Source organism: Pseudomonas sp. RIT-PI-o (assembly GCF_001297215.1).
Lineage (GTDB): Bacteria > Pseudomonadota > Gammaproteobacteria > Pseudomonadales > Pseudomonadaceae > Aquipseudomonas > Aquipseudomonas moraviensis_A.
This window is the reverse complement of the sequence record NZ_LHPA01000021.1, coordinates 425,406-450,428: the sequence shown is the minus strand read 5'-3', so window position 1 is coordinate 450,428 and position 25,023 is coordinate 425,406. Positions and strand designations below refer to the sequence as shown.

Genomic DNA, 25,023 nt, shown 5'->3' with positions numbered 1-25,023 from the left:
CAGACACAGTCTGTTAAGATTCGCCATCCTCATTTTCTAGTTCTGCCAGCGGGCCTCCGGGTCATCGCTGGCGTCGTCGTTTTGCTGGAGTTGCGCATGCTGTTGCCTATTCTTCTGTTGTCCGCCGCCGGGTTCACGGTGCTGACCACGGAATTCGTCATTGTCGGCCTGCTGCCGGCGATAGCCCGAGACCTCGAAGTCACCATCCCGCAAGCCGGGCTGTTGGTGACGTTGTTCGCCTTTACCGTGGCGCTGTTCGGCCCGTTCCTGACCGCTTATTTCGCCCGTTTCGAACGGCGCAGACTGTTCATCAGCATCCTGATCATGTTCGGCCTGGCCAACACAGTTGCAGCTTTGGCGCCGAACATCTGGGTGATGGCCATCGCGCGCTTGATTCCGGCGCTGGGCTTGCCGGTGTTCTGGGCGCTGGCCAGCGAGACGGCGGTGGACATCGTCGGCCCGGATTTCGCCGGTCGGGCGATTGCCAAGATCGGCTTCGGTATTGTCTGCGCCACGGTGTTCGGCATTCCGGTCGGCACGCTGATTTCCGACGCGTTCGGCTGGCGCAGCGCATTCGGCATTCTCGCGCTGATCGCGTTTGCCAAAGCCTTGCTGCTGTTTGTCTACCTGCCGAAAACCAGTCTGCACCAGCATCAGGTCAGCTTCCGTTCGCAATTCAAGATCCTGCGCAGTCCGTTGATGATCGGCCATATCGTGTTGTCGATTCTGGTGTTCAGCGGCATGTTTACCGCCTACACCTACCTCGCCGACATCCTCGAGCGCCTTGCCGGGTTCAACGGCACCGTAGTCGGCTGGTGCCTGATGGCCTTTGGCGCGGTGGGGCTGATTGGTAACTCGCTCGGTGGACGTGCGGTGGATCGGCATCCGCTGGGAGCGTCGGTGTTGTTCTGCGCGTTCATGATCGCTGGCATGGTCTCGCTGGTGCCGAACATTCATTCGCCCGTTGGCCTGGCAGTGGCGATGGGCATCTGGGGCGTAACCCAGGCGGCGCTGTTCCTGGTCAGCCATGTGCGCCTGATGAAAGCCGCGCCGCAAGCGCCTGCGTTTGCCGCATCGCTGAACATCGCCGGGGCCAATCTCGGTATCGGCCTGGGCGCGATGGTCGGCGGTCGGGTGATCGACAGTGCCGGTCTGGGCTTTCTCGGCTTTGCCGCTGCCGGCTTCATCCTGCTGTCGGTGTTCCTCGCCATGGTGCTGATGACGCTGAAGCCGCGTGAAGCCTGCGCTTCATAATCCGGTAAACAGCTCGCGTCGGGCACCCTCGGTAATCGCAACGATGCCAGGGTGCTTGACCTTGCGCTCCACCGAAATGGCGTAGAACGACTCGCTCACCGCATCGGTCTGGCCAATCAGTTCGACGCCGTACTGACGCTTCACTTCCTCGGCAATAACGCTCGGGCCGATAAAGATCCCGCTGCCGGATTGGCCGAAGGCCTGCATCAAAGCACTGTCATCGAACTCGCCGACTATCTGCGGCTGGATCTGCTGTTCGGCGAACCAGCGCTGCAAGCGGCTGCGCACCACGGTTTCGGCTCCGGGAATCAACAGCGGCGCGCCGTGCAGGCTGCGCGGGAAGTCCTGGCCATACTGTGCGGCGAGTTCGGCGGTGGCGAAAAAACTGATACCGCATTCACCGAGCTTCTGGCTGTAGCCCTTGATGTCCAGATGCGAGGGCATCGGGCTGTCGGAAATCACCAGATCCAGACGTTGAATGGCCAGATCCGCGAGCAGGCGTTCGAGTTTGTCCTCGCGACAGGTGATGCGCAGCGGCTCGCTCAGCTCCATGGTCGGTGCGATCAGGCGATAGACAATGGATTTTGGCACCACATCGGCGACGCCAACCCGGAACAGGATCTGCTGCTCGTTGGGTTGCGCGCGCAGCATCAGCTCCAGCTCGCCGCCCAACTGAAACATCTGCTCGGCGTAGGGCAGGGCCTGGCGCCCGGCTTCGGTGAGCTCCAGCTGCCGGCCAACGCGACGAAACAGTTCCACGTTATAGGTTTGTTCGAGCAGGGAAATCTGCCCGCTGATGGTCTGCGGCGTCAGATTGAGCTGCTCGCAGGCGCGGACGATGCTGCCGGTTTTAGCCACGACCCAGAAGTAATGCAGTTGTCGGTAGTTGAGCATATCGATCGCCACTTCGTGAAAACCGAAGTATAGCCGCTAAAAATACGAATTTTCCTGAACTGTTCATCTCCCTAGAATGCCCAGCCATCGACGGCCGGTGTGTGCGCCTGTCTGTTCATTCGAAGGAAACCTTATGAAATACACATTTCCCGCAGTGATGTTTGCGTCTTTACTGGTTCTGGCCGGTTGTGATCAGGCGGAAAAAAGCGCGCAGCAATTGATGGGCGCTGCGGCCGAGACCGCCAAGCAAGCGATCGACGATACCCACAAGGCCGCCGAGCAAGCGCTCAGCGATGCCACCGGTGGCTTGATCCAGAAAAAAGAAACGCCGGAAAAACAAACGGAAGAATCCGAATCTTCCTCCAAGACCATCTGAACCGTCTTACACAGAGTCAGGACTGACCCATGGAATATCTGTTAGAACTCGCCGCCAGCCCGACCGCCTGGGTTGCTTTGGCCACATTGGTGGTGATGGAAATCGTGCTCGGCATCGATAACCTGATCTTTATCTCGATCCTCACCAACAAATTGCCCGAGCAGCACCGGCAAAAGGCGCGCCGTATCGGTATCGGCATGGCCCTGATCCTGCGTCTGGCACTGTTGAGCACCATCGCCTTCATCGTTCAGTTGACCGAGCCGGTGATCGAAATCCTCGGCCATGCGTTCTCCTGGAAGGACATGATCCTCATCGCCGGTGGCCTGTTCCTGGTCTGGAAAGCCACGACCGAGATCCATCACAGCATGGACCCGGCGCCGGAAGATCCAAAGACCGCGACGTCGACCGTGACCCTGGGCTTCGCCGCGGCCATCGGCCAGATCCTCATGCTGGATATGGTGTTCTCGATCGACAGCATCATTACCGCTGTCGGCATGACCGAACACTTGCCGATCATGATCATCGCGGTGGTGGTGTCGGTACTGGTGATGCTGCTCGCGGCTGATCCGCTGGCCAAGTTCATCAACGACAACCCGACCGTGGTCATGCTGGCGCTGGGCTTCCTGATCATGATCGGCATGACGCTGATCGCTGAAGGCTTCGGCGCCCATGTACCGAAAGGTTATGTGTATGCGGCCATGGCGTTCTCGGCCGGTATCGAGGTGTTGAACATGATGTCGCGCCGGGCGAAGCAGAAGAAGGTTGCTCAGCAGGCGTAATGGCTGACAACAAAAAAACCGCTTGGGCTGGTTGAGTCCAGGCGGTTTTTTTTCGCTTTGATATTGGCGTTGTGTTTGAGAGCGAGCCCCCTCACCCCAGCCCTCTCCCGAGGGAGAGGGCTGGGGTGAGGGGCTCTTCAAATCCTGTGTTCGGCTCGATGATTGACGTCGGCGTAATTCAAAAGAACAACCCGGTCAGTTCCCTCTCCCTCCGGGAGAGGGCTAGGGTGAGGGGCTCTTGATCTTCAGTGCGCGGCAACGTGCCGTACGGAATGCTTCTCTGTCTTCTCAACCGTTGGCGTCTGCACCGGGTGATGATGCCGCCGGGAAATCCGCAACACGCCCCACAACGTGGCAGTCGCCACGGCCAGCCAGCCGGCTATCAACATCACGATGGTCATGGTCAGGCTCATTGGTGCCTCCTCTTCGCCCTGCGTCGGGCGCTCGCTTTTCGCAATTCGCTCTATTTCAGTGACAGTCTAGTCAATGGGGTGTTTCAAGCTATTGACCAAAGGTCGTTAGTGACCAATCACTTTGCTCTATGTAATCGCGGGGTCTGCGGTTTAAGGCTATACCGCGAGCAGGTGCGGCTCTATGATCGCTGGCGTTGCCGGAACACGATGTCCGGCGTCTGTGAAGAGAGTGAAGATGGTGCAGGTATTTTCTCGAATGCGTGGGGGGTTGCTTATCGGCGCTTGCCTAGCGGCGCTGAGCGGATGCGCAGGCAATGTGGTGCCGGAAGTCAAACGCTTGCCGGAGCGGGTTGAACTCAGTGGCACTTTTTATCGCGGCGAAGCCAATCAGAGCGGGCCACAGGTGCTGGCCAGTCTGCTGTCGCAACAAGGCATCGTGATCACTCCGGGACTTCTGGAAAAACCGCTGAACTTGCCGGGCGCTGAAGACAAGCTGCAGCAAAACATGCAGAACCTCGCCCGCGAATATGGCTTGGTGGTCTATCCGCTCGACAGCAAGCTGCCAGCCTTGTTGACTCAGGTTGCGGCAGGTTATCCGGTGATGGTGCGCTTCAGCGAGGGTTCGGCCTTTTGGGCTGAACCGCGTTACGCGATCCTCTCCGGCTACGACCGCAATAAGCAGAAGGTGCTGCTGCGCGCCGGCATGAATCGTCGGCAATTGATGGATTTTGGCAGCTTCGAGTCGGCGTTCGACAAGTCCGGTGGCTGGGCGATCCTGATCCAGAAACCGTCGCAGATCCCCGCCGCTGTAGACCGTGCCCGTTGGTTGAAGGCCGCCGATGAGCTGGCGCAGGCTGGTGAAGAAAACGCCGCGGCGCAAGCGAGAAAAGCTCTGGCGGCGCAGTAAGGCTCCGTTCGTCATCTGCCGGGCACGACTGCGGCCGGCAGGCCTCTGAAGATCAGTACCCGTGCTTCGCGGGTGAATCAAGGAGGCAACATGGCAGATTCCTCAACCCCGAAAGGCCCGCATTCGTCCGATCACTCCTCGGGTGATGATCTGGGATTCGATCCGGATTCGCCGGACCTTGACGATCCGCAAGTCGATCCGGTCGGTCCGGCCAAGGCGCCGCTGGATGTCGAGCCTGGTGAAGATCCGAAGAAACCGGCCAAGCCCTACGATCCGATGGCCGATCTGAAACCTTGATGCGAGGTGCGTATGAGTACCGATTCAAGCTTCGACGATCACAAACCTGACAGCGTCCCGACCACGCCAGAGCCAGACGTTGATCCGGTGCTGGATCCGGGCAGTCCGATGCGCGATCCACTGGCGCGGCCCAATGTGCTGACGCCCGACGTTTCGCCAGAGCCGAGCTCGGGCGATGGCATCCCCGATGACGACAAGATGCCGCTGCCCAACGACTGAAAAAGCAGCAGGCGAAAAAAAGCCCCGAAGACTCGGGGCTTTTTCATGTTCGCGGGATCTACTTTGCCGCTTCGACCACGCCACTCTGACGACTCTTGAGGTTTTTGTCGGCCTTGTATTGCTGGGCTACCGCAGGAACATTCGCGCTGCGCCCGGTCTCCACCCAGCTGCGGATACGGCTGGCATCGGCAAAATGCGTGTACTTGCCAAACGCATCGAGAATTACCAGGGCGACCGGGCGATTGCCCATCTTCGTCACCAGCACCAGGCAATGGCCGGCCGGATTGGTGAAGCCGGTCTTGGTGATCTTGATGTCCCAATCGGCCTTGTTGACCAGATGATCGGTATTGCGAAAGCCCAGGGTGTAGTTGGGCTTGCGGAACGCCACGGTTTTTTCCTTGGTGGTGGTCAACTGCACGAGTAACGGCTGCTTGTGCGCAGCCACCAGCAATTTGCTCAGGTCGCGGGCAGTGGAAACGTTGCGTTCCGACAGGCCGGTCGGCTCGACGAAGTGTGTGCTGGTCATGCCCAGCGCCTTGGCCTTGGCGTTCATCGCCGCAATAAAAGCTGCATAGCCGCCCGGGTAGTGATGCGCAAGGCTGGCGGCAGCACGGTTTTCCGAAGACATCAAAGCGATCAGCAGCATCTCGCGGCGCGGCAGCTCACTCTTGAGTTTGACCCGGGAGAACACACCCTTCATTTCCGGCGTGTTCCTGATATCGACATCGATCCATTCGTCCATGTTCTGTCGAGCTTCTACCACCACCAGGCCAGTCATCAGCTTGCTGACAGAGGCGATCGGCACGATCACGTCAGGGTTGCTGGAATAAATGACTTTATTGGTCTGCATATCCATGAGCAGGGCGCTGCCGGACGCGATCTTCAGGGTCGAGGCGTCGCGCGGGACAGCGGTGGTTTCCGCAGCGTTGATCGTTGGCGTGATGAATGTGCCTGTGAAAGCAAAAAACAGGCTCAGAATCGAGAGACGAATTTTCACGCGGGCGAACTCATAAGGGTTGGATATTCCGTTAGTTTGTAACGGGTTATTTCTTAAAACCGGCGCATTTTAGGAGTATGGCTGAAGAACTGTCGATGGTTGTTTGAGAGACCTGAAAATCTCGTGAAAAGGCCTGTAAAAAGAGCGGTTTCCGGCGAACGGTTGAAGTTTTTTCTCAGGCATGAAAAACCCCGCACAAGGCGGGGTTCCGATACGGTGGAAAAAAACCGGTCAGGCGTGCAGGGTTTCTGCCGCGTACAGGGTGTTTTCCAGCAGGCAGGCGCGAGTCATCGGGCCGACGCCACCCGGTACCGGGGTGATCCAGCCGGCGCGGGGCAGGGCGGTTTCGTAGACGACGTCACCGACCAGCTTGCCGTCGTCCTGACGGTTGATGCCGACGTCGATGACGATCGCGCCTTCCTTGATCCACTCGCCCTTGACCAGGCCCGGCTTGCCGGCGGCAACGACCACCAGATCGGCTCGGCCGACGTGACCGGCCAGATCCTTGGTGAAGCGATGGGTCACGGTGACGGTGCAGCCGGCCAGCAGCAGTTCCATGGCCATCGGGCGACCGACAATATTGGAGGCGCCGACGACCACGGCGTCCATCCCATAAAGGTCAGCACCGGTGCTTTCGAGCAGGGTCATGATGCCTTTCGGGGTGCACGGGCGCAGCAGCGGAATGCGCTGGGCCAGACGACCGACGTTGTAGGGGTGGAAACCGTCGACGTCTTTGTCCGGGCGGATGCGCTCCAGCAATTTGGACGCATCGAGGTGCTCGGGCAGAGGCAGTTGCAAGAGAACGCCGTCGATGGCCGGGTCGTCATTGAGACGATCGATCAGATCGGTCAGGGCGTCCTGAGTGGTGTCGGAGGGCAGGTCGTAGGCTTGAGAGAGGAAGCCAACCTCTTCACAGTCTTTACGCTTGTGCGAGACATAAACCTGAGAGGCAGGATCGCTGCCGACCAGGATCACCGCGAGGCCGGGGGTGCGCAGGCCTTGCTGGCGACGCTCGGCAACTCGTTGGGCGATCTGCTGGCGCAGGCTGGCGGCGATCGATTTGCCGTCGATTAGTTGTGCAGTCATTGCGCGTGATTAACCATCGAGAGGGGAAAAAATGAGAACGCATTCTCGCATGTCGAGCGGTGAGGGCAAAGGCGCTTGGTCAGCAAATTCCGCTAACTCCTTTAATTAAATGAATTTTTTTCAAAAAGGATTTGACGACCTTTGGAGCCCTCTATACTATTCGTCGCACTTGTCGGGCACAGCCTAGCACTGGTTAAGAAGGTGAAGCGGAATCAAGGTTCTGCGACACTGGAAAGCACTTAGTTTGTAGTCCTTTAAGAGTACAGATTAACAAGGCGCCCGTAGCTCAGCTGGATAGAGCATCCGCCTTCTAAGCGGATGGTCGCAGGTTCGAGTCCTGCCGGGTGCGCCATTAGGCAGCTTTGGCACAAGTAACGCGATATGGTGGGCGTAGCTCAGTTGGTAGAGCACGGGATTGTGACTCCCGTTGTCGTGGGTTCGATCCCCATCGTCCACCCCATATTTCGAAAGGCGCCAGATTTAACGGTCTGGCGCCTTTGCTTTAAAAGCTTCATCCGCGGATGTGGTGGAATTGGTAGACACACTGGATTTAGGTTCCAGCGCCGCGAGGCGTAAGAGTTCGAGTCTCTTCATCCGCACCAAATAAAGCTTCATTTGTGCTTCGGGCCTGATGAGGTTTCGACAAAGAAGTTGTTTGGCTTTTTTGTTACGCAATATGGTGGGCGTAGCTCAGTTGGTAGAGCACGGGATTGTGACTCCCGTTGTCGTGGGTTCGATCCCCATCGTCCACCCCATATTTCGAAAGGCGCCAGATTTAACAGTCTGGCGCCTTTTTTGTTTTAGTGGTTCTGAAATCCGGTTATGGCCGGATTCAGGTCGCAGGGCAGGGCACTTCATCGAATTTACAGGTTCCGATGGGGCTGAGCTGCTCGCTGTTCCGGTCATTGCCGGTATAGCTGTCAGGGCCAATTGATTGTCCTTCTATATATAGAAGGGTTGATGCGGAGCCCTGAAGTGATCGCTTGTATTCGCCTGTGGAGTGCGCGGCATTCGTGCGGCGCTCCCTATAAATTGCCTGCTGTTTTTTTACCCGTTTCCAGTAGGGTGACTTCTTGAGTTTGACCCACTAGAATGCATGCCCTTGATTCTGGGGTCGGAAACGGCCGGCTAACGTCTGTGCAACGAGGAATATCCATGCAAGTTTCTGTTGAAAATACTACTGCTCTCGAGCGCCGCATGAGCGTCACCGTGCCGGCAGAGCGCATCGAGACTCAGGTCAACAAGCGTCTGCAGCAGACTGCCCAAAAGGCCAAAATTGCTGGCTTCCGTCCAGGCAAAGTGCCAATGAGCGAAATCAAGCGCCGTTTCGGTGCTGACGCGCGCCAGGAAGCGGTAGGCGACGTGATCCAGTCTTCGTTCTACGAAGCTGTGGTCGAGCAGAAGCTGAACCCAGCCGGTTCGCCTTCGATCGAGCCAAAATCCCTCGAAGCGGGCAAGGACCTGGAATACGTGGCCGTATTCGAAGTGTTCCCTGAGTTCACCGTTGCCGGTTTCGAAGGCATCACCGTTGAGCGTCTGAGCGCTGAAGTGGCTGACGCTGACCTGGACAAGATGCTGGACATCCTGCGCAAGCAGAACACCCGTTTTGAAGTGGCCGATCGTGCCGCCCAGAACGAAGACCAGTTGAACATCGATTTCGTTGGCAAGGTCGACGGCGAAGTGTTCGCTGGCGGTTCCGCCAAGGGCACTCAGCTGGTACTGGGTTCCGGCCGCATGATCCCGGGCTTCGAAGAAGGCCTGGTCGGCGCTAAAGCTGGTGAAGAGCGCGTTCTGAACCTGACCTTCCCTGAGGACTATCAGAACCTCGACCTCGCTGGCAAAGCGGCCGAGTTCACCGTGACCGTCAACACTGTGTCCGAGCCTAAGCTGCCTGAGCTGAACGAAGAGTTCTTCGCTCAATTCGGCATCAAGGAAAGCGGCATCGACGGTTTCCGCACCGAAGTTCGCAAGAACATGGAGCGTGAACTGCGTCAGGCGATCAAGTCCAAGGTCAAGAATCAGGTCATGGACGGTCTGCTGGCCACCAACCCGATCGAAGTGCCAAAGGCCCTGCTGTCCAACGAAGTTGACCGTCTGCGCGTGCAGGCTGTTCAGCAGTTCGGTGGCAACATCAAGCCAGACCAACTGCCGGCCGAGCTGTTCGAAGAGCAAGCCAAGCGTCGCGTCGTGCTGGGCCTGATCGTCGCTGAAGTGGTCAAGCAGTTCGATCTGAAGCCTGACGAAGCTCGCGTTCGCGAAATGATTCAGGAAATGGCTTCCGCTTACCAGGAGCCAGAGCAGGTCGTGTCGTGGTACTACAAAAACGAGCAGCAACTGAACGAAGTGCGTTCGGTTGTGCTGGAAGAACAAGTTGTGGATACTGTTCTGCAGAAAGCTAGTGTGACCGACAAATCGGTCTCCTACGAAGAAGCAGTCAAGCCGGTAGAAGCTCCAGCAGCCGACTGATTGATTTTGCGTTAGAAGTGCACACCATAAGCCAGCTCTCGAGCTGGCTTATGCGTATTCAAGACATAACTATTTGGGAGCGACTGCAGAGCATGTTCCGTAATTCTTATATTCAGCAGAACTCTGATATCCAGGCCGCCGGCGGCCTGGTCCCGATGGTTGTCGAGCAGTCCGCTCGTGGCGAACGCGCCTACGACATCTACTCGCGCCTGCTCAAGGAGCGAGTGATCTTTCTGGTGGGCCCGGTAGAGGACTACATGGCCAACCTGATCTGTGCGCAACTGCTGTTCCTTGAAGCGGAAAACCCGGACAAGGACATCCATCTGTACATCAACTCGCCGGGCGGTTCGGTGACTGCAGGCATGTCGATCTACGACACCATGCAGTTCATCAAGCCGAACGTATCGACCACCTGCATCGGTCAGGCCTGCAGCATGGGCGCATTCCTGCTCACCGCAGGTGCTCCGGGCAAGCGTTTCTGCCTGCCGAACTCGCGCGTGATGATTCACCAGCCACTGGGTGGTTTCCAGGGCCAGGCGTCGGACATCGAAATCCACGCCAAGGAAATCCTCTTCATCCGCGAGCGTCTGAACATGCTGATGGCCAAGCACAGCGGCCGTACTCTGGAAGAAATCGAGCGCGACACCAATCGCGACAACTTCATGAGTGCCGAAGCTGCGAAGGAATACGGCCTGATCGATGAAGTGATCAACCAGCGTCCAGCTTAATATAAGCAGCGCAAAACAGGCCTGATCGGCATGTCCGATCAGCGGCGGGCTTGAAAAAGCCCGCAATAGCCTTCATCTTGTGTTGCAAGCCTATCGGATTTGGATCGAACGAATGACTGACACCCGCAACGGCGAGGACAACGGCAAGCTGCTCTATTGCTCCTTCTGTGGCAAAAGCCAGCATGAAGTGCGCAAATTGATTGCCGGCCCCTCGGTCTTTATCTGCGACGAGTGCGTCGACCTGTGCAATGACATCATCCGCGAGGAGGTGCAGGAAGCACAGGCCGAAAGCAGCGCGCATAAATTGCCTTCGCCTAAAGAAATCAGCGGCATCCTTGACCAGTACGTCATTGGTCAGGAGCGTGCGAAAAAGGTTTTGGCCGTAGCGGTGTACAACCACTACAAGCGCCTGAACCAGCGTGACAAAAAGGCTGACGACGTCGAACTCGGCAAGAGCAACATCCTGCTGATCGGCCCGACAGGCTCTGGTAAAACCCTGCTGGCCGAAACGCTGGCCCGCTTGCTGAACGTTCCGTTCACCATCGCCGACGCAACCACCCTCACCGAGGCCGGTTACGTGGGTGAAGATGTCGAGAACATCATTCAGAAGCTGCTGCAGAAGTGCGATTACGACGTAGAGAAAGCCCAGATGGGTATTGTCTACATCGACGAAATCGACAAGATTTCCCGCAAGTCCGACAACCCGTCGATCACCCGTGATGTTTCCGGTGAAGGCGTGCAGCAGGCCTTGCTCAAGTTGATCGAAGGCACGGTCGCCTCGGTACCGCCGCAAGGTGGCCGCAAGCATCCGCAGCAGGAGTTCCTGCAGGTCGACACCCGTAACATCCTGTTCATCTGCGGTGGTGCGTTCTCAGGCCTGGAAAAGGTCATTCAGAACCGTTCCACCAAAGGCGGCATCGGCTTTAACGCCGAAGTGCGCAGCAAGGAAGAAGGCAAGAAAGTCGGTGAATCCCTGCGTGAAGTCGAGCCTGACGATCTGGTCAAGTTCGGTCTGATCCCGGAATTCGTCGGTCGTCTGCCTGTCCTGGCGACACTGGACGAGCTCGACGAGGCTGCGCTGATGCAGATCCTCACCGAGCCGAAAAATGCTCTGACCAAACAGTATGCCAAGCTGTTCGAGATGGAAGGCGTGGACCTGGAATTCCGTTCCGACGCGCTGAAATCGGTCGCCAAGCGTGCCCTGGAACGTAAAACCGGTGCTCGTGGCCTGCGTTCGATTCTCGAAGGTGTGCTGCTCGACACGATGTATGAGATCCCCTCGCAGTCCGAGGTGAGCAAGGTCGTGATCGATGAAAGCGTGATCGAAGGCAAGTCCAAGCCACTGTATATCTACGAAAACAGTGAGCCGGCGGCCAAGGCAGCGCCGGACGCGTAAGCGTCCACCGCGCCGCAACAAAGAAGGGGCCTTCGGGCCTCTTTTTTTTTAAGTCGTTTTTTACCTCCGCTTTACGCTTGTTTTTTTTCGAGGCAGCCCCCATCTTGGTTTCAAGCTCAATTCCATCTGATTACGGCCATATGGCCGCCGTAGAGGCGAAATCATGAAGACAACCATCGAATTGCCTCTCCTGCCATTGCGTGATGTCGTGGTTTATCCGCACATGGTTATCCCGCTGTTCGTGGGGCGCGAGAAATCCATCGAAGCCCTCGAGGCCGCGATGACGGGTGACAAGCAGATTCTGCTGCTGGCCCAGCGAAACCCGGCTGACGATGATCCCGGTGAAGACGCTCTCTATCGCGTAGGTACGATTGCTACCGTTCTGCAGCTGCTGAAGCTGCCTGATGGCACGGTCAAGGTTCTGGTCGAAGGCGAGCAGCGTGGTACCGTCGAACGCTTCAGCGAAGTCGATGGCCACTGCCGCGCCGAAGTCTCTTTGATCGAAGAAGTCGATGCCGCCGAGCGCGAGTCGGAAGTCTTCGTGCGCACGTTGCTGTCGCAGTTCGAACAATATGTGCAGCTGGGCAAGAAGGTCCCGGCTGAAGTCCTGTCATCCCTCAACAGCATCGATGAGCCGGGTCGCCTGGTCGACACCATGGCCGCGCACATGGCGCTGAAAATCGAGCAGAAGCAGGAAATCCTCGAGATCATCGATCTGTCGGCCCGTGTCGAGCACGTGCTGGCGCTGCTGGACGCCGAAATCGACCTGCTGCAGGTTGAGAAACGCATTCGCGGTCGCGTCAAAAAGCAAATGGAGCGCAGCCAGCGCGAGTACTACCTGAATGAGCAGATGAAGGCCATTCAGAAAGAGCTCGGCGATGGTGACGAAGGCCACAACGAAATCGAAGAGCTGAAAAAGCGCATCGATGCTGCCGGCCTGCCGAAAGACGCACTGGCCAAAGCCAACGCCGAGCTGAACAAGCTCAAGCAAATGTCGCCGATGTCGGCTGAAGCCACCGTGGTGCGCTCGTACATCGACTGGCTGGTGCAGGTGCCGTGGAAGGCGCAGAGCAAGGTACGCCTCGATCTGGCCCGTGCTGAAGACATTCTCGACGCCGATCACTACGGTCTTGAAGAGGTCAAGGAACGCATCCTTGAATACCTCGCCGTGCAAAAGCGCGTGAAGAAAATCCGTGGCCCGGTGTTGTGCCTGGTCGGTCCTCCAGGTGTGGGTAAAACCTCGCTGGCGGAGTCGATTGCCCACGCCACCAATCGCAAATTCGTGCGCATGGCCCTGGGCGGTGTGCGCGATGAAGCGGAAATTCGTGGCCATCGCCGCACCTACATCGGTTCGATGCCTGGAAGATTGATTCAAAAAATGACAAAAGTGGGCGTTCGTAACCCGCTGTTCCTGCTCGATGAAATCGACAAGATGGGCAGCGACATGCGTGGCGACCCGGCGTCTGCGTTGCTGGAAGTGCTTGATCCCGAGCAAAACCACAACTTCAACGATCACTATCTGGAAGTCGACTACGACCTGTCCGATGTGATGTTCCTGTGCACCTCGAACTCGATGAACATCCCGCCAGCGCTGCTGGACCGGATGGAAGTCATCCGTCTGCCGGGTTACACCGAAGACGAGAAGATCAACATTGCCGTGAAATACCTGTCGCCAAAACAGATCGCCGCCAATGGTCTGAAGAAGGGCGAGCTGGAGTTCGACGAGGAAGCGATCCGCGACATCATCCGTTATTACACTCGTGAAGCGGGTGTGCGTGGCCTTGAGCGGCAGATTGCCAAGGTCTGCCGCAAGGCGGTCAAAGAGCATGCGCTGGAAAAACGTTTCTCGGTAAAAGTGACAGCTGATCTGCTTGAGCACTTCCTGGGCGTGCGTAAATTCCGCTACGGTTTGGCCGAGCAACAGGATCAGGTGGGGCAGGTGACTGGCCTGGCATGGACTCAGGTTGGCGGCGAATTGCTGACGATCGAAGCCGCTGTGATTCCGGGCAAAGGCCAGCTGATCAAGACCGGTTCGCTCGGTGATGTAATGGTCGAATCGATCACTGCCGCGCAGACCGTGGTCCGCAGCCGCGCCAAGAGCTTGGGGATTCCACTGGACTTCCACGAGAAGCGCGACACCCACATTCACATGCCGGAAGGGGCGACGCCGAAAGACGGTCCTAGCGCTGGCGTCGGTATGTGCACGGCGCTGGTCTCGGCATTGACCGGTATTCCGGTGCGCGCCGACGTCGCCATGACCGGTGAGATCACCTTGCGTGGGCAGGTGCTGGCGATTGGCGGTCTGAAAGAAAAACTGCTGGCGGCGCATCGCGGCGGAATCAAGATTGTGATTATTCCGGAAGAAAACGTCCGCGATCTGAAGGAGATTCCTGACAATATCAAGCAGGATCTGCAGATCAAACCGGTTAAATGGATTGACGAGGTCCTGCAAATTGCGCTGCAATACGCGCCGGAGCCCTTGCCGGATGTGGCTCCAGAGATAGTTGCCAAGGACGAAAAACGCGAGTCTGATGCCAAGGAAAGAATTAGCACGCATTAATACGTTTTAGCCTGGGGGGCTTTCCTTGACAGCTTTTTAGAGCCCTTGTTATAAAGCGGCTCTTAAGTGTCTGTAGGCCATTCAGCACTCGTTTTTGCTTTCACCAAAAAACTTAGAAACATCTCAAAATAGATATAAGGGGACTTAGAGTGAACAAGTCGGAACTGATTGATGCTATCGCTGCATCCGCTGATATCCCGAAAGCTGCTGCTGGCCGTGCGCTGGACGCTGTAATCGAATCCGTCACTGGCGCTCTGAAGGCTGGCGACTCCGTTGTTCTGGTTGGTTTCGGTACTTTCTCCGTGACTGACCGTCCGGCTCGTACCGGTCGCAACCCGCAAACCGGCAAGACTCTGGAAATCCCGGCTGCCAAGAAGCCAGGTTTCAAAGCCGGTAAAGCACTGAAAGAAGCTGTTAACTGAGTTTTCAGGTTTTTACCCATCCGGGTCGGGGTCAAGCCTGACTTGGCAGCGGAGCGGTAGAGCAGGTGGCTGGAACAGGCACCTGTAACGCCGGGATCGAGGGTTCGAGCCCTGTCCGCTCCGCCAGTTACGAGAAGGCGCATCCTCGGATGCGCCTTTCTTCTATCCGGATTCTACCCACGCTCCACGGTTGCCTAAATTGAAGTTCAACCGTTTCTGGGGGACGCATGCTGCAGAATATCAGGGACAATTCACAAGGCTGGATTGCCAAGACCATTATCGGGGTCATCGTTGCACTGATGGCCCTGACCGGTTTCGACGCCATTTTCCAGGCCACGACTCACAAGAACGAGGCGGCCAAGGTCAACGGTGACGAAATCAGCCAGAACGAGCTGAGCCAGGCCGTTGACATGCAACGCCGTCAGCTGATGCAACAGCTGGGCAAGGATTTCGATGCTTCCTTGCTCGACGAAAAAATGCTGCGCGAATCGGCTCTCAAAGGCCTGATCGACCGCAAGCTGCTGCTGCAAGGCGCCGAACAGGCGAAGTTCTCTTTCTCCGAAGCCGCGCTGGATCAGGTGATCCTGCAGACGCCTGAATTCCAGGTCGATGGCAAGTTCAGCTCCGAGCGTTTTGACCAGGTAATCCGCCAACTGGGTTACAGCCGCATGCAGTTCCGCCAGATGCTGGCTCAGGAAATGCTGATCGGCCAGTTGCGCGCAGGCGTTGCCGGCAGCGGTTTCGTCACCGACGCCGAAGTGCTGGCATTCGCCCGTCTGGAAAAACAGACCCGCGATTTCGCTACTCTGAACGTCAAGGCCGACCCGGCTGCGGTCAAGCTGACCGACGACGAGGTCAAGGCTTACTACGACGAGCACGCCAAGGAATTCATGACGCCGGATCAGGTGATCATCGATTACGTCGAGCTGAAGAAGTCGTCGTTCTTCGATCAGGTCGCGGTCAATGATGAAGACCTTGAGGCGGCGTATCAGAAAGAAATCGCCAACCTTTCGGAACAGCGTCGTGCCGCTCACATCCTCATTGAAGTGAACGACAAGACCACCGAAGCGCAGGCCAAAGCGAAGATCGAGGAAGTCCAGGCGCGTCTGGCCAAGGGCGAGAAGTTCGAAGCACTGGCCAAGGAGTTCTCGCAGGATCCGGGTTCTGCCAACAATGGTGGTGACCTCGGTTATGCCGGTCCTGGCGTTTACGACCCGGCTTTCGAAAAAGCCCTGTACTCCTTGTCGAAAGACCAGGTGTCGGAGCCGATCCGTACTGATTTCGGTTTCCACCTGATCAAGCTGCTGGGCGTGGAAGCGCCTGAAGTGCCGACCCTCGCTAGCTTGAAAGACAAGCTGACCCGCGAGCTGAAAGCCGCTCAGGTCGAGCAGCGTTTCGTTGAGGCGACCAAGCAGCTGGAAGACTCGGCGTTCGAAGCCTCTGACCTGGCCCAGCCAGCAGCGGACCTGAAACTGACCGTACACACCTCCAAGCCGTTTGGCCGTGAAGGTGGCGAAGGTGTTGCGGCCAACCGTGCCGTGGTCACTGCCGCGTTCAGCCCCGAAGTGATTGATGAAGGTGCCAACAGCACCGCCATCGAACTGGACCCGGAAACGGTGATCGTGCTGCGTGCCAAGGAACACCTGAAGCCTGCGCAATTGCCCCTGGAAAGCGTGAGCGCGGCGATCCGCACTCAGTTGACCAAGGAGCACGCCAGTGCCGAGGCCAAGACCCGTGCCGAGAAGCTGATTGCTGATCTGCGTGACGGCAAGGCGCCGCTGGACAAGGCGGTTGACGGTCAGAACTGGAAAACCACTGAAGCGGCCACCCGTGGTCAGGAAGGGGTCGATCCGGCTGTGCTGCAGGCGTTGTTCCGGATGCCGAAGCCGGCTGCCAAGGACAAGCCGACGTTCACCAGCGTTACGTTGCCGGACGGTAGTCTGATGATCGTGCGTCTGAATGGCGTCAATGAAGCGGCTGCGCCGACGGATGAGGAGAAGGCGCAATATCGTCGCTTCCTCGCTTCCCGCGAGGGGCAGCAGGACTTTGCGGCTTATCGCAAGCAGTTGGAAGCTGAGGCGAAGATCGAGCGGTTCTGATCTTTTGCCTGAGGTGGATTGAGGAAGCCCCGGCCTGGTTGGTCGGGGCTTTTTCGTTTTTGGGCCTGGCGGGTTTTGGGCCGGTCGTGCGCTCGGGGGGTTGGTTCTGTGGGAGCGAGCCTGCTCGCGAAGGCGGCTTGGCGGCCGACCTGTTTCTTCAGATGTACACTGTCCCCGGCATGCGCGACAGTTCTGGGTAGTGTGGCCGTCGAGTCGCCGGGCCACGGCGGATTGCGCGCGCTGGCAGATCATTTGTCGTCGCGGCTTTTTCCTTGCGGCCATGACCGGTAGAGTTGTAACCGATTCTTGACACTATTCCATGCGCCATGGGGCGGCGATCTGTTGCACAATACGCCCCGGACTGTTTTCCCTCAGGATGTTCAATGTTGATTTCCACTCCCATGCGTGTTGTCGGGCTGGCGCTTTTGTTGACTGCGGTGGCCGGTTGTTCGAAGGACAAGCCGATCTATGAGCATGAGAACTTCGATGACTCCGGCACCTTTTCGCGCAATTACCCGGTGACCGATACCGCCAGTTGCGAAGCGGCGCGGCGTGCGTTGCTCAGTCAGGGCTACATCATTACCAGCAGTGATCCGAAGCTGGTCAGCGGTCACAAGAGTTTCCAGCAGACCGGCGAGACGCACCTGGAGATCAGCTTCAACGTGGTCTGTGCCGAAGACGGCAGCGCCGGGCATCACGCTACGGTGTTCGCCAACGCCCTGCAGGACCGTTACGCGCTGAAGAAGACCAACAACTCGGCCAGCCTCGGTGTTGGCGTGTTGGGCTCGGTATCGATGCCGATCGGTTCTTCAGACGACTCGATGGTCAAGGTCGCCAGCGAGACGGTCACTGCGCAGAAGTTCTACGAGCGTTTCTTCCCCCTGGTGGAGCAGTCCCTCCCCGCCGATGCGAAGAAGGCTGCGCACATCGAAGAAAAACCGAAAACCGATCTCGGCGTGCCAGAGCCCAAGGCGACGCCTGCACCCGCTGCTGCGCCATTGGTGCCAGCACCTGCAGCGGAACCGGCGCCTGCGCCTGCGCCAGCTGCGGAACCGGCTCCGGCCCCGGTTGAAACCGCGCCAGTGAGCTCCGAGCCAATGGTGCCGCCAGCTGAGTCGACGCCGATCACGCCTGCACCGGCGCCCGCGCAAGAGCCTGCGCCGGCCAGCGAAACCATCACGCCACCGACCAACCCGGATATTCCACCGCCGTCCGAGCCGATCCCGGCGATGCCTGCGTCGGGCCAATAACCCCGCGTTTCAAACTGTAGGAGTGAGCCTGCTCGCGATGACGGTTTATCAGTCACTTCATCAATGACTGATACACCGCTATCGCGAGCAGGCTCACTCCTACATTGTTTTGGGTTGGCTTAAGATCTCGTTACATAGCTGCCACACCATCGCCGCGATAAATCTCCAACCACCTGCTACGTTTTATTCATGAAGGTCGCGTTTCACTTTTCCTTCACACGGGCACTTTATGCTCGGGGCACAGGTCGATTGATCAGCCATTTCACAGCGAGCGGTTTGGGGGATTTATACGATGGATGAGTATCAGGAAGAACTGCTCGAATACCAGGCCTTTGAACTGGATCAACCAGAGCCGGCTGACGATGCAACGGAGCTCTGAGCTTCAAGCTCCCGAGCGATAATTGCGTCGGGATTCGCCGGGCGTGTGGCCGCTCCAGCGTTTGAATGCGCGCTGGAAAGCTTCGGCTGAGGCGAAGCCCAGCAGGTAGGCGATTTCACCGAACGCCAGTTCGGTGTCGCGGATATAGGTCATCGCCAGGTCGCGGCGTGTGTCGTTGAGGATTGCGCGGAACTGCGTGCCTTCTTCGGCAAGCTTGCGGCGCAGTGTCCAGGTGGGCAGTTTCAAGCGTGCGGCGACTTCTTCAAGGTCCGGTTCGCGGCCGCCATTGAGCAGCGGGCCGAGCAATTGGGTGATGCGCTCGCGCAGGCTGCGGGTGCGGGTCAATTGCTCCAGTTCCCGCTCACACAGTTGCAGTAGATGTCGCCAGGTGCTCGGACAATGCTCGGGGTTGCGCAGGGCGAGGCTGCTCAAGCTCAGGCGCAATTGATTGCGTTCGGCGCTGAACTGGATCGGGCAGTCGCCGAGCACGGTGTACGCGTCGCGGTAGTCCGGCGCTTCGAACTCGATTTCGATCCTTTCGGCGCGCAACGATTGGCCGCAAAGCCCCGACAATTGGTGCAGCCAGCCGGCGAGGATCGAATCGACCACGAAGCGGTTATAGGCGTTGTACGGGCTGATCGAGTAGAAACGCAGCCAGGCGCCATTGGCGTCTTCATGGAAACTGGATTGCCCGCGGTAATTGGAACCGTAAAGCGGTTCAAAGCGGGTCAGGCAGCGGGCCGCTTCGCGTACGGTGGGCGCCTGCGCGGCGGTGATGCCGGCCAGACCTGCCTGATTCAAGCGAATCATCCGGCCCATGCGCAGGCCCAGGGCCGGGTCGCCCGTCAGCTGGATGGCGGCATGGCCAAGGCGCATGTAGCGCGGAATTGATAAACGCGCTCCTGCCTCGGCCAGTCGCGCGGCATCGAGACCGTATTGCTCCAATAACGGCAGCGGGTCGGCGTCGTGGCTGCGCACGGCATCAGCCAGGCTGTGCACGAAGCCTACCGATAGATCCCCGAGACGCATCGGCTGCGGCTTCATGATTTACAGCCAGACGTTCAGCAAACGCGCGCCACGGGTTTCGCCATCGGCGAACTGCTGGCCGTTGCTGCTGAGAAAGCTCCTGCCGGTGCTCGGCTTGTCCCAGAACTGCCCGCGCATGAACACACTGACGCCGGCAATCGCGCGGCTGCTCGGCGGTTGTGCGGTGAGGGTCAGTCGATGCCAGGCCTGGCCTTCACTGAGGTCGCCGGGCTTGAGGCTGACCGACCCTGGCGTGCTCGAACCTTTGTAGCCCCGCCATGGTTTGTCCCAGGCACCCTGGCCAATGACCTGCGCTGGTACGGCCACCAGTTGCGCGCCTTGTTCATCGAGGGTGCGGTAGTTGGCGGGATACCAGCTGTCACTGCCGATCAGGATGCCCAAGCGTCCGGCCGGTGTGTCGACGACCTGGATGGCGTGTTTGTCCTCGGCCTTGATCACGCCTTGCTGATCGAAGATCGGGTGCATCTGCCGTTGCGGCTGGCCCAGCGGCACGCCGTCGCGGCCGAAGACCACGCTGCTGTTGAACAGGGCGCCGCTACCGGGCTTGAGCTGACCGTCGCGAATGCTTGGCTCCGGCAGCACGATGGAGCCGGCCACCAGTGTGACCTGAAACTCCTTGGCCAGGCCCCCGAACAGCGCCTGATAATCCTTGGCCATGGCCTTCGATTTCATCCGCAGGTGCGCGTCGTCCAGACGTTGCTCGCCCTTTGCACTCAGCCAGGCGCGGGCGAACAGCAACGGATTGCTCGCCGCCAGCCAGTTCATCGCCTCAGCCAGGGTCGGCGCCTGGTACAGCTCGTCTTTCTCGCCGCTGATCATCAGCCAGGTGCCGACATGCTCGGGCAAGACCACCACGGTTTTCTCATTGAGCAAGCCTTGATCGCGGGCTTGCTGAAGATAAGCCGCGAGCTTGCGGTGCAGGCGTGCGGAGCTTTGATAATCGGTGGGAAACAGTTCGGGCTGAATGCCCAGGAGGTTGCCGCGATCGGCGGGTGTGCCCTGATCGACAGCAAGCTTGATGCGCAGATCCGACAGGTAATGGCCCGCCGGCCGGTCCGCCGCCCACATGGCGTAGGTGGTCAAAGCGGCAACGAGGGCCATGGAGAAAAACAGATACAGAAGTTTGCGCATGAAAACCAACAACAGCCGGGTACAGAGTGTGGCGCCTAGGGTAGGGCCCATGGCCCGGATTGCCAAGGGGCCCTGCGCATTTGGATCAATAACTTGTCAGTTACGGTCATTGAGTGACAGCGGTGCGCCTCTTAGTCTGTCGAACATGACTGACGGGGGACGCAGAGCTCCCGCAACTTTCCGTGATCGCTCGTTGTGGAGTTACCGATGACCGCCGCTCATTACCCGCATCTGCTGGCCCCGCTGGACCTGGGATTCACCACGCTGCGCAACCGCACCCTGATGGGCTCGATGCACACTGGCCTGGAAGAAAAACCGGGTGGCTTCGAACGCATGGCGGCGTACTTCGCTGAACGTGCCCGGGGCGGCGTAGGCCTGATGGTCACGGGCGGCATCGGCCCGAATGATGAAGGCGGCGTGTACTCTGGCGCGGCGAAACTGACCAGCGAAGAAGAGGCGCTCAAGCACCGCATCGTCACCCGCGCTGTGCATGAGGCCGGCGGCAAGATCTGCATGCAGATTCTCCACGCCGGCCGTTATGCCTACAGCCCGAAGCAGGTAGCGCCGAGCGCGATCCAGGCGCCGATCAACCCGTTCAAGCCCAAAGAGCTGGACGAGGAGGGCATCGAGAAGCAGATCAGCGATTTCGTCACCTGTTCGGTGCTGGCGCAGTCCGCCGAATACGACGGCGTCGAGATAATGGGGTCGGAAGGTTATTTCATTAACCAGTTCCTCGCCGCCCACACCAACCACCGCACCGACCGCTGGGGTGGCAGCTACGAAAACCGCATGCGCCTGCCGGTGGAAATCGTCCGCCGTGTGCGCGAAGCGGTGGGACCGAACTTCATCATTATTTTCCGTCTGTCGATGCTCGATCTGGTCGAGGGCGGCAGCACCTGGGACGAGATCGTCACCCTGGCCAAAGCCATCGAGCAGGCCGGTGCGACCATCATCAACACTGGCATCGGCTGGCACGAAGCGCGGATTCCGACCATCGCCACCAAAGTCCCGCGCGCGGCATTCAGCAAAGTCACGGCCAAGTTGCGCGGCTCGGTGAGCATTCCGCTGATCACCACCAACCGCATCAATACCCCGGAAATCGCCGAGCAGATTCTTGCCGAAGGCGATGCCGATATGGTCTCGATGGCGCGGCCGTTCCTCGCCGACCCGGAGTTCGTCAACAAGGCTGCCGAAGGCCGCGCCGACGAAATCAACACCTGCATCGGCTGCAACCAGGCGTGCCTGGACCACACCTTTGGCGGCAAGCTCACCAGTTGCCTGGTCAACCCGCGCGCCTGCCACGAGACCGAACTCAATTACCTGCCGGTGCAGCAGATCAAGAAAATCGCCGTGGTCGGTGCCGGCCCTGCCGGGTTGTCCGCCGCCACCGTGGCCGCCGAGCGCGGTCATCAGGTAACGCTGTTCGATTCGGCCAGTGAGATCGGTGGCCAGTTCAACATCGCCAAGCGCGTGCCGGGCAAGGAAGAGTTTTTCGAGACCCTGCGCTATTTCAAGCGCAAGTTGCAGACGACAAATGTCGAGGTGTGCCTGAACACCCGCGTCGACGTGACGAAACTGGTTGAAGGTGGCTACGACGAAATCATTCTCGCCACCGGTATTGCCCCGCGCGTGCCAGCGATTCCGGGTGTCGAGAATCCCAAGGTACTGAGTTATCTGGACGTAATCCTCGAGCGCAAGCCGGTCGGCAAGCGGGTCGCGGTGATCGGTGCGGGCGGAATCGGTTTTGACGTGTCGGAATTCCTCGTCCATCAAGGCGTGGCCACCAGTCTGGATCGCGCGGCGTTCTGGAAAGAGTGGGGCATCGACACGCAACTGCAAGCCCGTGGTGGTGTGGCGGGGATTAAAGCGGCACCCCATGCGCCGGCCCGTGAGGTGTTCCTGTTGCAGCGCAAGAAAACCAAGGTCGGCGACGGTCTGGGCAAAACCACTGGCTGGATTCATCGCACCGGTCTGAAGAACAAACAGGTACAGATGCTCAACAGCGTTGAGTACCTGAGCATCGATGACCAGGGCTTGCATATCCGCATCGGCGAAACCGGCGAGCCGCAATTGCTGGCGGTGGACAACATCGTGATCTGCGCCGGGCAGGATCCGTTGCGTGAGTTGCACGATGGCCTGGTCGAAGCCGGACAGAATGTGCACTTGATCGGTGGCGCGGATGTGGCGGCGGAGCTGGATGCCAAGCGGGCGATCAATCAGGGGTCGCGCCTGGCCGCTGAGCTGTAAACACATTTTGTAGGAGCTGCCGCAGGCTGCGATCTGTTGATCTTGTGTTCGAAAGCAAGATCAAGAGATCGCAGCCTGCGGCAGCTCCTACTAATATGTCGTCTTTTCCAGATTGTGCTGTGCCCATGCTTCTGCCTCCCGCCAATTGGCTACCCCAAGCTCCCCTCGAACCCCTCCATCTGGACTGGCTGGCAAGCGCCGACATCGAAGTCGCGATCCTGCGCCTCGATCAGATCGACCCGCTGATCAGTGGCAACAAGTGGTTCAAACTCGCCGAACACCTCAAAGCCGCCGAGCGCGCCGGTGCCGACGGCATCATCAGCCTCGGCGGTGCGCATTCCAATCACCTGCACGCGCTGGCGGCGGCGGGCAGGCGGCTGGGATTCAAAACTGTAGGGCTGCTGCGTGGGCACCCGCAGGACACGCCGACGGTGGAGGATCTGCAAGCGTTCGGCATGCAGTTGCACTGGCTGGGTTACGCCGGCTACCGCGCCCGGCACGAGCCGGGATTCTGGACGCCCTGGCAGACTCAGTATCCAACGTTGCAGGCGGTGCCCGAGGGCGGTGGCGGACTGGCCGGTGCCTTGGGGTGCGCGGCGATCAGGCAGCAGGTCGATGAACAATTGCCCAGGCTGGGATGGAATGATTTCGACGCCTGGTGGCTGGCCTGTGGCACGGGCACGACACTGGCCGGGCTGGCAATCGCCGAGAAAGGCAAGCGCTCAGTGTATGGCGCGCTGGCGGTGCCGGATGATCACGGCGTGGCGCCGAATATCGAATCGATTCTTGCGCACGCCAACGGGCCTGCGGCGGACTATCGGCTGATCGATGCCAGCCGTGGCGGCTTCGCCAAGGTTGATGAGGCGTTGCTGAACTTCATCGAACAGACCGAGCAGGCCACCGGCATTCCTTTGGAACCGCTGTACACCGGCAAGGCCGTGCTGGCGCTCAAGCGGCATGTCGAGTCGGGCGGATTCGCCGCCGGTACTCGTCTGATTTTCGTCCACACCGGTGGCCTGCAAGGGCGGCGCGGGATTGCCGCGACGCCGTGAAGCTCAGCCGCGCTTGGGCATTCTTTGCAGCAAGGTGTTATTGCGCACCATCTCATCGAACACCGTCCTTACGCTACTCAGTTAACTGTGAATTCGCCGGAATATTTATGCCTGCAAGGTGAGATGTTTTGCAGTCAGGATAACTGCGTGCTACCCGGTTTTAATTTGCCAGTTAGTTGGAAGTAACCTGTTATGTGTTTTTATATCTGGCGTAACTTTATGTTGTTTATATCTTGTGTTTTGTTTTGGTTTGAATAGTTGGTTTTGGTTGATTATTGTCTGGTCGAGTCTTTAGTTGATTGTTAAAGATTTAATGTCTATTTTTTAATTTGAGTATGAATATGAAAAGTCCGACCCCGAAGCCTCGCCCCTCTACCACTGCGCCAAAACCAGTCGTACCGACCAGGCCGGTTGTGCCAGCCAAACCACCGGCACCGGCACCGAGCAAACCTGCGCCAACCAAACCGGTAGCACCGGGCAAGCCTGCACCAACCAAACCGGTTGCACCGAGCAAGCCTGTGCCAACCAAACCGGTTGCACCGAGCAAACCTGTAGCGCCACCCAAACCTGCGCCAACTAAACCGGTTGCACCGACCAGGCCCGTAGCGCCACCCAAGCCAGTGGCAACCAAGCCAGTAGCGCCGACCACGCCCGTCGACAACAAGCGGCCGCCAATGCCATGGCCGACCATCAATGTTAATGTTGATCCGGTGGCCCTGATAACGCTGATTCAAACTATCGGCGCGACCGTCAATGCTGATGGTTCCACCACACTATCGGATGGTAGCGTGGTGGATGTCGATAACACATCCATCAAACGTCCCGACGGCATCATTCAATATGAGGACGGCCGTGTAGAGTATCCGGACGGGCGTATCGTCTGGCCGGATAACACTGTTGAATATCCTGATGGCCGTATTGTCTGGGAAGATGGAACTGAACAGTTGCCGGACGGTAGTGTTAAACATCCCGACGGCCTTGCATACGACGCAGAGAGCAATCTGGTGTCGGCGTAAGTAATTAC

The 25,023-nt window shown here is 58.6% G+C and carries 22 protein-coding genes and 4 tRNA genes; 20 read left to right on the top strand and 6 right to left on the bottom strand.

What is annotated here, in order from left to right:
* The first annotated feature begins 96 nt into the window (after positions 1–96).
* Entirely contained in the window at positions 97–1,254 is a 1,158-nt protein-coding gene (locus AEQ63_RS13085) for an MFS transporter (protein WP_042609158.1), read from the top strand.
* On the opposite strand, the gene nhaR is transcribed toward AEQ63_RS13085, so the two are convergent.
* On the bottom strand, positions 1,249–2,148 hold the full coding sequence (gene nhaR, locus AEQ63_RS13080) for a transcriptional activator NhaR (protein WP_042609159.1): 900 nt from the start codon (positions 2,146–2,148) through the stop codon (positions 1,249–1,251). The two genes, AEQ63_RS13085 and nhaR, sit on opposite strands and share 6 nt — an antisense overlap.
* A 133-nt stretch (positions 2,149–2,281) precedes the next feature.
* Here nhaR and AEQ63_RS13075 point away from each other — a divergent pair, with 133 nt between their 5' ends.
* Together AEQ63_RS13075 and AEQ63_RS13070 are read left to right on the top strand one after the other, a co-directional pair.
* Positions 2,282–2,524 (top strand): hypothetical protein, encoded by a 243-nt coding sequence (locus AEQ63_RS13075; protein WP_064363671.1) that lies wholly within the window; start codon positions 2,282–2,284, stop codon positions 2,522–2,524.
* Positions 2,525–2,553: 29 nt separating this feature from the next.
* Positions 2,554–3,303: a TerC family protein gene (locus AEQ63_RS13070; RefSeq protein ID WP_042609161.1), complete on the top strand. Its 750-nt coding sequence runs from the start codon at positions 2,554–2,556 to the stop codon at positions 3,301–3,303.
* A 245-nt stretch (positions 3,304–3,548) separates the two neighbouring features.
* Here AEQ63_RS13070 and AEQ63_RS28785 read toward each other — a convergent pair whose 3' ends face one another.
* Positions 3,549–3,704 carry a hypothetical protein gene (locus AEQ63_RS28785; protein WP_177330594.1) on the bottom strand — a complete coding sequence of 52 codons (156 nt, stop codon included), beginning with the start codon at positions 3,702–3,704 and terminating at the stop codon, positions 3,549–3,551.
* 193 nt (positions 3,705–3,897) lie between these two features.
* Here AEQ63_RS28785 and AEQ63_RS13065 point away from each other — a divergent pair, with 193 nt between their 5' ends.
* The 3 genes from AEQ63_RS13065 to AEQ63_RS13055 all read left to right on the top strand — a co-directional run bounded on the left by AEQ63_RS13065 (position 3,898) and on the right by AEQ63_RS13055 (position 5,139).
* Positions 3,898–4,623, top strand: coding sequence for a peptidase C39 family protein (locus AEQ63_RS13065; protein ID WP_177330597.1), 726 nt, complete (start codon positions 3,898–3,900; stop codon positions 4,621–4,623).
* 90 nt (positions 4,624–4,713) lie between these two features.
* Positions 4,714–4,920 (top strand): DUF6021 family protein, encoded by a 207-nt coding sequence (locus AEQ63_RS13060; protein WP_042609163.1) that lies wholly within the window; start codon positions 4,714–4,716, stop codon positions 4,918–4,920.
* A gap of 12 nt (positions 4,921–4,932) precedes the next feature.
* Positions 4,933–5,139: a hypothetical protein gene (locus AEQ63_RS13055; protein WP_042609164.1), complete on the top strand. Its 207-nt coding sequence runs from the start codon at positions 4,933–4,935 to the stop codon at positions 5,137–5,139.
* 58 nt (positions 5,140–5,197) lie between these two features.
* Here the strand turns inward: AEQ63_RS13055 and pbpG are convergent, their stop codons facing one another.
* The gene (pbpG, locus tag AEQ63_RS13050; protein ID WP_064363669.1) at positions 5,198–6,136 is read right to left on the bottom strand and encodes a D-alanyl-D-alanine endopeptidase; all 939 of its coding nucleotides are present in this window, start codon (positions 6,134–6,136) and stop codon (positions 5,198–5,200) included.
* 231 nt (positions 6,137–6,367) lie between these two features.
* On the bottom strand, positions 6,368–7,222 hold the full coding sequence (gene folD / locus AEQ63_RS13045) for a bifunctional methylenetetrahydrofolate dehydrogenase/methenyltetrahydrofolate cyclohydrolase FolD (RefSeq protein WP_039763375.1): 855 nt from the start codon (positions 7,220–7,222) through the stop codon (positions 6,368–6,370).
* Positions 7,223–7,497: 275 nt separating this feature from the next.
* Here folD and AEQ63_RS13040 point away from each other — a divergent pair.
* The 11 genes from AEQ63_RS13040 to AEQ63_RS12990 all read left to right on the top strand — a co-directional run bounded on the left by AEQ63_RS13040 (position 7,498) and on the right by AEQ63_RS12990 (position 18,143).
* Positions 7,498–7,574: transfer RNA gene (locus tag AEQ63_RS13040), tRNA-Arg, on the top strand.
* A gap of 32 nt (positions 7,575–7,606) precedes the next feature.
* Positions 7,607–7,682: transfer RNA gene (locus AEQ63_RS13035), tRNA-His, on the top strand.
* 57 nt (positions 7,683–7,739) lie between these two features.
* A tRNA-Leu gene (locus tag AEQ63_RS13030) sits at positions 7,740–7,824 on the top strand.
* 77 nt (positions 7,825–7,901) lie between these two features.
* A tRNA-His gene (locus tag AEQ63_RS13025) sits at positions 7,902–7,977 on the top strand.
* 400 nt (positions 7,978–8,377) lie between these two features.
* The gene (gene tig / locus AEQ63_RS13020; RefSeq protein ID WP_042609166.1) at positions 8,378–9,688 is read left to right on the top strand and encodes a trigger factor; all 1,311 of its coding nucleotides are present in this window, start codon (positions 8,378–8,380) and stop codon (positions 9,686–9,688) included.
* Between the two features lie 92 nt (positions 9,689–9,780).
* Positions 9,781–10,416: an ATP-dependent Clp endopeptidase proteolytic subunit ClpP gene (clpP, locus tag AEQ63_RS13015; protein WP_016775336.1), complete on the top strand. Its 636-nt coding sequence runs from the start codon at positions 9,781–9,783 to the stop codon at positions 10,414–10,416.
* A gap of 112 nt (positions 10,417–10,528) precedes the next feature.
* Positions 10,529–11,812 (top strand): ATP-dependent Clp protease ATP-binding subunit ClpX, encoded by a 1,284-nt coding sequence (gene clpX, locus AEQ63_RS13010; protein WP_007951558.1) that lies wholly within the window; start codon positions 10,529–10,531, stop codon positions 11,810–11,812.
* 163 nt (positions 11,813–11,975) lie between these two features.
* Complete coding sequence (gene lon, locus AEQ63_RS13005; RefSeq protein WP_064363668.1) at positions 11,976–14,372, top strand: endopeptidase La; 2,397 nt, start codon at positions 11,976–11,978, stop codon at positions 14,370–14,372.
* A 149-nt stretch (positions 14,373–14,521) separates the two neighbouring features.
* The gene (locus AEQ63_RS13000) at positions 14,522–14,794 is read left to right on the top strand and encodes an HU family DNA-binding protein (RefSeq protein WP_003183171.1); all 273 of its coding nucleotides are present in this window, start codon (positions 14,522–14,524) and stop codon (positions 14,792–14,794) included.
* 227 nt (positions 14,795–15,021) lie between these two features.
* Positions 15,022–16,893, top strand: a complete 1,872-nt coding sequence (locus AEQ63_RS12995; protein WP_064363667.1) for a SurA N-terminal domain-containing protein — start codon at positions 15,022–15,024, stop codon at positions 16,891–16,893.
* 383 nt (positions 16,894–17,276) lie between these two features.
* Positions 17,277–18,143 (top strand): DUF2242 domain-containing protein, encoded by an 867-nt coding sequence (locus tag AEQ63_RS12990; protein ID WP_064363666.1) that lies wholly within the window; start codon positions 17,277–17,279, stop codon positions 18,141–18,143.
* 382 nt (positions 18,144–18,525) lie between these two features.
* Here the strand turns inward: AEQ63_RS12990 and AEQ63_RS12985 are convergent, their stop codons facing one another.
* Positions 18,526–19,566, bottom strand: coding sequence for an AraC family transcriptional regulator (locus AEQ63_RS12985; protein WP_064363665.1), 1,041 nt, complete (start codon positions 19,564–19,566; stop codon positions 18,526–18,528).
* 3 nt (positions 19,567–19,569) lie between these two features.
* A complete protein-coding gene (locus AEQ63_RS12980) occupies positions 19,570–20,700 on the bottom strand; it encodes a nitrilase-related carbon-nitrogen hydrolase (RefSeq protein ID WP_064363664.1) in 1,131 nt (376 codons plus the stop codon).
* A 207-nt stretch (positions 20,701–20,907) separates the two neighbouring features.
* Between AEQ63_RS12980 and AEQ63_RS12975 the strand changes: the two genes are divergently transcribed.
* The 3 genes from AEQ63_RS12975 to AEQ63_RS12965 all read left to right on the top strand — a co-directional run bounded on the left by AEQ63_RS12975 (position 20,908) and on the right by AEQ63_RS12965 (position 25,015).
* Complete coding sequence (locus AEQ63_RS12975) at positions 20,908–22,947, top strand: NADPH-dependent 2,4-dienoyl-CoA reductase (RefSeq protein ID WP_064363663.1); 2,040 nt, start codon at positions 20,908–20,910, stop codon at positions 22,945–22,947.
* Positions 22,948–23,072: 125 nt separating this feature from the next.
* The gene (locus AEQ63_RS12970; RefSeq protein ID WP_042609172.1) at positions 23,073–23,999 is read left to right on the top strand and encodes a 1-aminocyclopropane-1-carboxylate deaminase/D-cysteine desulfhydrase; all 927 of its coding nucleotides are present in this window, start codon (positions 23,073–23,075) and stop codon (positions 23,997–23,999) included.
* Positions 24,000–24,673: 674 nt separating this feature from the next.
* On the top strand, positions 24,674–25,015 hold the full coding sequence (locus AEQ63_RS12965; RefSeq protein ID WP_064363662.1) for a hypothetical protein: 342 nt from the start codon (positions 24,674–24,676) through the stop codon (positions 25,013–25,015).
* The last annotated feature ends 8 nt before the right edge of the window (positions 25,016–25,023 follow it).

Excerpts from the sequence above, each read along its gene's own strand:
- AEQ63_RS12965 (WP_064363662.1), top strand. The coding sequence starts at position 24,674 with ATGCCATGGCCGACCATCAATGTTAATGTTGATCCGGTGGCCCTGATA.
- AEQ63_RS13075 (WP_064363671.1), top strand. The coding sequence starts at position 2,282 with ATGAAATACACATTTCCCGCAGTGATGTTTGCGTCTTTACTGGTTCTG.
- clpX (WP_007951558.1), top strand. The coding sequence starts at position 10,529 with ATGACTGACACCCGCAACGGCGAGGACAACGGCAAGCTGCTCTATTGC.
- clpP (WP_016775336.1), top strand. The coding sequence starts at position 9,781 with ATGTTCCGTAATTCTTATATTCAGCAGAACTCTGATATCCAGGCCGCC.
- AEQ63_RS12970 (WP_042609172.1), top strand. The coding sequence starts at position 23,073 with ATGCTTCTGCCTCCCGCCAATTGGCTACCCCAAGCTCCCCTCGAACCC.
- folD (WP_039763375.1), bottom strand. The coding sequence starts at position 7,222 with ATGACTGCACAACTAATCGACGGCAAATCGATCGCCGCCAGCCTGCGC.
- AEQ63_RS28785 (WP_177330594.1), bottom strand. The coding sequence starts at position 3,704 with ATGACCATCGTGATGTTGATAGCCGGCTGGCTGGCCGTGGCGACTGCC.
- AEQ63_RS12975 (WP_064363663.1), top strand. The coding sequence starts at position 20,908 with ATGACCGCCGCTCATTACCCGCATCTGCTGGCCCCGCTGGACCTGGGA.
- AEQ63_RS13055 (WP_042609164.1), top strand. The coding sequence starts at position 4,933 with ATGAGTACCGATTCAAGCTTCGACGATCACAAACCTGACAGCGTCCCG.
- lon (WP_064363668.1), top strand. The coding sequence starts at position 11,976 with ATGAAGACAACCATCGAATTGCCTCTCCTGCCATTGCGTGATGTCGTG.
- AEQ63_RS13065 (WP_177330597.1), top strand. The coding sequence starts at position 3,898 with ATGATCGCTGGCGTTGCCGGAACACGATGTCCGGCGTCTGTGAAGAGA.
- tig (WP_042609166.1), top strand. The coding sequence starts at position 8,378 with ATGCAAGTTTCTGTTGAAAATACTACTGCTCTCGAGCGCCGCATGAGC.
- AEQ63_RS13085 (WP_042609158.1), top strand. The coding sequence starts at position 97 with ATGCTGTTGCCTATTCTTCTGTTGTCCGCCGCCGGGTTCACGGTGCTG.
- AEQ63_RS12990 (WP_064363666.1), top strand. The coding sequence starts at position 17,277 with ATGTTGATTTCCACTCCCATGCGTGTTGTCGGGCTGGCGCTTTTGTTG.
- AEQ63_RS13060 (WP_042609163.1), top strand. The coding sequence starts at position 4,714 with ATGGCAGATTCCTCAACCCCGAAAGGCCCGCATTCGTCCGATCACTCC.
- AEQ63_RS12985 (WP_064363665.1), bottom strand. The coding sequence starts at position 19,566 with ATGAAGCCGCAGCCGATGCGTCTCGGGGATCTATCGGTAGGCTTCGTG.
- AEQ63_RS12995 (WP_064363667.1), top strand. The coding sequence starts at position 15,022 with ATGCTGCAGAATATCAGGGACAATTCACAAGGCTGGATTGCCAAGACC.
- AEQ63_RS12980 (WP_064363664.1), bottom strand. The coding sequence starts at position 20,700 with ATGCGCAAACTTCTGTATCTGTTTTTCTCCATGGCCCTCGTTGCCGCT.
- nhaR (WP_042609159.1), bottom strand. The coding sequence starts at position 2,148 with ATGCTCAACTACCGACAACTGCATTACTTCTGGGTCGTGGCTAAAACC.
- AEQ63_RS13070 (WP_042609161.1), top strand. The coding sequence starts at position 2,554 with ATGGAATATCTGTTAGAACTCGCCGCCAGCCCGACCGCCTGGGTTGCT.